5 protein-coding genes are annotated in these 5,535 nt (G+C 60.3%); all 5 read right to left on the bottom strand.

The features are described 5' to 3' along the window. Positions 1 to 426: hypothetical protein (locus M3O22_08460; GenBank protein MDP9196775.1), on the bottom strand; the 426-nt coding region annotated here is incomplete at its 3' end. 95 nt (positions 427 to 521) lie between these two features. Beyond that, complete coding sequence (locus M3O22_08465) at positions 522 to 1,052, bottom strand: DUF488 domain-containing protein (protein MDP9196776.1); 531 nt, start codon at positions 1,050 to 1,052, stop codon at positions 522 to 524. A gap of 25 nt (positions 1,053 to 1,077) precedes the next feature. Then, positions 1,078 to 4,128, bottom strand: a complete 3,051-nt coding sequence (locus M3O22_08470) for an efflux RND transporter permease subunit (protein MDP9196777.1) — start codon at positions 4,126 to 4,128, stop codon at positions 1,078 to 1,080. Between the two features lie 43 nt (positions 4,129 to 4,171). Next, positions 4,172 to 4,594: a hypothetical protein gene (locus M3O22_08475; GenBank protein MDP9196778.1), complete on the bottom strand. Its 423-nt coding sequence runs from the start codon at positions 4,592 to 4,594 to the stop codon at positions 4,172 to 4,174. 52 nt (positions 4,595 to 4,646) lie between these two features. After that, positions 4,647 to 5,535, bottom strand: an 889-nt coding sequence (locus tag M3O22_08480) for an efflux RND transporter periplasmic adaptor subunit (GenBank protein MDP9196779.1), incomplete at its 5' end; no start/stop codon positions are given.

Below are 5,535 nucleotides of genomic sequence, written 5' to 3' on the forward strand. Positions count from 1 at the left end.
GACATGCTCCGGGCTGGAAACATACTCAATAAAATACTGGTTCTTCGCAGGATCTTCCGACGCCAGATCGTTCAGCTGGATAAACGATACAATCTGCAATTTTCCTCTTGCCGGGAAAATCTGGGCTTCCAGCGGCTCCATGGTTTCCGGCAAGGATATATCAACCTTGCATCCCGCGTTTTCCGGGCCATAGTCTAGGCGGTCGTAGTTCCGTTTGTATGCGCCGGTTATCCAGTAACCATGACGCGTTTTCTTTCCATCGATGATTTCCGGCTCGAAGGCAGCTACCGGACCGCAAACGTTCTGGATCCAGACATACTTCGCAAGAAAATTCTCAAGTTTCTCAATAGGGGTTTCAGGGCCGCATCCTGCAGCTGTCAGGAAAGCCGCAATGGCTCCCATAATCCTGGATTTTGCCGTTTTCATTTTTCGGAGGTTATGGATCGTGCCCGGTTCCGGATATAGCGCTTTCGTCATTTTTTCCGGAAAACAGGGGTTATGCCTTCCGGAAGATTCCGGAATTACAGCAAACCAAGTGTACCCCCGGATGGATAGGTAATACTTTCCCCACGGACAACGGCAAATTCTGTCAGCCTGTGGGGAGAAGATTTATGTGCGGACATAATATGCTCCACCGGAATCCGGCGGACAGAAAGGGCATCCGCAACCAGGGAACGATGGCATCGCCAGGGAACAGCTTCAGCGCACATAATCACTGTACGCTTCACCTTTGCCAGTTCAATCAGCTCAGGCAGGGCCGAATGAAATCCGGCTGTCTGCATGTAATCGGCATATCCCCGGAAAGACAAATTCCGCCAGCCCTCGTTGGGTGAGTCCTTCCGGGGATGCCTGAGTCCGCCCAAGGCCTTCATCCATACGTATTTTATGTTCTGGTCCTGCAGACTCCGGCGCAGAGCCTCTTCATTGAACTGCGGATTGTGCCGGGAGCGCGGAATCGTCCGGATATCTGCCAGAGCCTCTATGCTGAAGCTGCGCAGGATTTCCAGGAACTGCCCGATGGAATACGTGGAATGACCAATGGTATAGATCATGCCTTCCCGGAGCCGGAACCCCTGTTCATGCGGGTTTTCCTTCAGCAGGCCTGTCAATTTTACTCGCCATATAACTGTACACCGTCGGAATCACATACAGCGTGAACAGGGTACCCACGGTGATGCCGCCCACGATGACGGCACCGATGGACTGGCGGCTTTCGGCCCCCGCCCCTGTTGCCAGCATCAGCGGGATTGCGCCCAAGGACATGGCGCCCGTGGTCATCAGGATGGGGCGCAGGCGCATCACGGCGGCTTCGGCCACCGCTTCGGCGCGGCTCTTGCCCTGTTCCTGCAGGTGGTTGCTGAACTCCACAATGAGGATCCCGTGCTTGGTGATCAGGCCGATGAGGGTAACCAGCCCGATCTGGCTGTACACGTTCAGGGTGCCGCCCGTCAGGTACAGGGCCAGCAGTGCGCCGGCCATGGACAGGGGCACGGTGAACATGATGATCAGCGGATCGCGGAAGCTTTCAAACTGCGCCGCCAGCACCAGATAGATGAACGCCAGCGCCAGCAGGAAAGTCATGTACAGACTGGCGCTGGACTGCCTGAACTCGCGCGAAATGCCGTTGTAATCCAGCTGGGCATTGGCCGGGATCACTTCCCGCGCTGCCGCTTCCAGCGTATCCAGCGCCTCGCCCAGCGCGTAGCCTTCGGCCACATTGCCAGTGATCGTCACCGCGCGCAGCTTGTTGAAGTGGTTCAGTTCGCGCGGAGCAACCGACTCCCGCACCTGCACCAGGTTGGACAGGGGGATCATCTCGCCGCTGCGCCCACGCACATAGATATTCGTGATGTCGTCCGGGTTGCGGCGGTCCACATCGGCCACCTGCAGCATCACGTCGTACTGCTTGCTTTCGCGCTTGAAGCGCGTCACCTGCCGCCCGCCCAGCATGGTCTCCATGGTGCGGCCCAGGGTCGCCGCATCGACGCCCAGATCCGCCGCCTTGTCGCGGTTCACATCCACCTTCAGCTGCGGTTTGTTCAGCTTCAGGTCCGTCTCCAGCGCCATCAGGCCCGGATAACCGGACACGCGGTCGATGATCTGCTGCGCCCAGCCGTCGATCTCCGCATAGCTGGCGCCCGACATGATCACCAGTTGCACCGGCTTTGACCCCGACCGCTGACCCAGCGACGGCGGGTTGCTGGGAAACGCCAGCACACCTGGAATGGCGCGCATCTTTGGCATCAGTTCGGCCGTCATGGCCTGCTGCTTGCGATCGCGCTCGTCCCAGTCGATCATGCGGGTAAAGACGCGCGCGCCGTTCACCTGCGGCGTGCCCACCACCGCGAAAATGCGGTTCACTTCGGGGATTTCGTCCGCCAGCGCCTCGACCTGTTTCACATAGCGGTCGGTGTAGTCCAGCGAGGCGCCCTCAGGCCCCGAGATGATGGACACGATGGTGCCCCGGTCTTCTGTGGGGGCCAGTTCCGACTGGATCTGCGTGAACAGAAGGCCGCCCACGCCGGCCACGCCCAGCATGATCAAAATCACCATGGGCCGCGCGCGCAACGACCAGGCCAGAGTGCGCCGATACCCACGGGTGACGCTGTCCAGAACGCGTTCGCTGAACCGGTAGAATGCGTTGTGCTTCTCATCTTTTTTCAGCAGGCGCGAGCACATCATGGGCGTGAGGGTCAGCGCGATGATACCCGACACAATCACCGCACCGGCGAGGCTCAGCGCAAACTCGGTAAACAGGCGGCCCGTGCGGCCCTCCATGAACCCGATGGGCGCGTACACCGCCGCCAGCGTGATCGTCATGGCGATGACGGCAAAGCTGATTTCCTTCGCACCCAGCAGACCGGCCTCGAGCGGTTTTTTGCCGTCCTCGATATGGCGGAAGATGTTTTCCAGCATGACGATGGCGTCGTCCACAACCAGCCCGATGGCCAGCACCATGGCCAGCAGGGTGAGCGTGTTGATGCTGAAGCCCAGCGCCAGCATCAGGGCGAAGGTGCCGATCAGCGACACGGGAATGGCGATCAGCGGAATGATGGTGGCGCGGCCCGTGCGCAGGAAAAAGAACACGACCAGGGCGACCAGCACGACCGCCTCACCAATCGTGTGATAGACGGCCTTGATGGATTTGTCGATGAACACGGACGAATCGTACGCCACGTCGACGGTCATGCCTTCGGGCAGGTCGCGCTCGATCTGCGGCAGGATTTTCTGGATTTCTTTCGAGACTTCCAGCGGGTTGGCCACAGATTGTTTCACCACGCCCAGGGCCACGGCGCTCTTGCCGTTGAAGCGCGCCAGGCGGCGTTCGTCCTGCGCCCCCAGCTCCACCCGCGCCACGTCTTTCAGGCGTATCAGATAGCCGCCCTCCTGGCGCAGGATCATGTCCTCAAACTGCTGGACAGTTTTCAGGTCTGTCTCACTGAGCACCGTGAATTCCCGCCCGGCGCTTTCGATGCGGCCCGCCGGAATCTCGATATTCTGCAGGCGCAGGGCGTTCTCCACATCCTGCGGAGTCATATTGTAGGCTACCAGCCGCGCGCGATCGAGCCACAGGCGCATGGCCCAGCGGCGCTCGCCGCTCATGGTGACTTCGGCCACACCGGGCAGCACCTGGAGGCGGTCTTTCACGAACCGGTCGGCGTAGTCGGTCACCTCCAGCGACGAATGGCGATCACTGGAAAAAGCCAGATAGATAATGGGCTGCGCGTCGGCCTCCACCTTCGCCACCACTGGCTCGTCAATCTCGTCTGGCAGGCGGCCACGGGCCCGGCCCACACGGTCGCGCACGTCGTTGGCCGCGATGTCCACGTCGCGGTCCACGCTGAAGGTCACGGTAATCTGGCTCTGCTCCTCGCGGCTGATCGAGGTGATGTATTCGATCTTCTCGATGCCCGAGAGGGATTCCTCCAGCGGCTGGGTAATCTGGCTTTCGATAATTTCCGCCGACGCGCCGGGATAGCGCGTGGTTACCGTCACCACCGGCTCCTCGATCTGCGGGTATTCGCGCACGCTGAGCCGTTCCCACGCGATAACGCCCAGAAGGACGATCAGCAGGTTGACGACGATGGCAAACACCGGCCGCCGGATGCAGAAAGAGGTGATGTTCATTGAAATATCTCCCCTCCCCTGTTGCCATGAAAAAACGGCGGATTCAAGGAGGCGGGACCTGCTTTGGGCGGTACCCCCTTCCCTCCGGCGCCTCCATCACCATCAGCAGGTGGATCTGGATGCCTGTGATCGTATTGCTGAACATCATATCCACGACCTTTTCGCCGGGGCGGCTGTTACCCGGAAGCTTCCCGGCAGGACCCGGGATGCAGGCTTCCGGCATCGGCTCGCCGGAAGGCGGCCTGGGATTGTCATTTGCATGCGCCGGATCAGACTTCCGGACTGGCGCCAGGATAACGTGATCCTGCGTCCACCTTTGAATTTTTTCGGCTGCGTCCCGGCCTTCCCGGCTTATCTTTCCCGGATCATCTTCATCCATGACACGCACGGGAGACTTCGTGTCTGATTTCAGCGGCGTTGCTTCGGCCAGTGCCCGCGTGTCGCGGTAGTAGCCAGGAATATTCACGGACAGTTCGTCGTGGTTCGCAGATATTACATACCCTGTAACATCAATGACATCAGGGTTGTTCTGCAGGGGCTGTATTTATAATGCTGACGGGCATGCCGGGGCGCAGTTTCATCTGGCCCGCGGTAATGACCACATCGCCGGGGGACAGTCCCTCGACAATCTCCACCTGCTGGCCCTGGCGCTGGCCGGTTCTGACTTTTTTCAGCACTGCCTTGCCATCAGCCACCACATAGACGAACTGGTCGTTCCCCTGGGGGATGAGGGCCTGTTCGTCCACGAGAGCCGCTCCTTCCTTCCGGTCCACCACCAGCCGCACCCGGGCGAACAGGCCGGGGCGCAGCACCTTGTCCGGGTTGGCCAGCCGGGCGCGCAGGATCACCGACCGCCCCGCGCTGTCAATACGCGGGTCGATGGCGTACACCTCGCCCTGGAAAACCCGCTCCGGAAAAGCATCCACAGTCAGGCCGACTGTCTGGCCAGGTCTCACTGCACCCAGATAGATTTCCGCAACCCGGAACTCGGCCTTCAGGGGATCAATATTCTCGAAATTCACCAGCTTCTGGCCCGGTGTGACGTAATCCCCCACGCTGACCTGGCGCAGACCCACAATGCCATTGAAGGGCGCTTTGATGACCGTCTTGTCCAGCTGGGCTTTGGCCAGGGTCAGGGCCGCCTCATCCACATTGAATTTCGCCAGCGCCTCGTCCCGGTCGCGCTCGGTCACGTTCTTTTTCTGGTACAGGGCCTGCGCCCGCTGGTAGTTGGACCGGCTGAAAACAATATTGGCCTCGGCCTGCGCCAGCTGGGCCCGGTAGATGGAATCATCCAGGCGGATCAGGGCATCACCCTGTTTCACCTCCTGGCCTTCCTGGAACAGGATTTCGCTGATCCGCCCGGTAATCTCGGGGCTGAGCACCACGGACTCATCAGCCAGGAGG

The sequence above is a fragment of the Pseudomonadota bacterium genome, assembly GCA_030775045.1.
Taxonomy (GTDB): Bacteria; Pseudomonadota; Alphaproteobacteria; order JALYJY01; family JALYJY01; genus JALYJY01.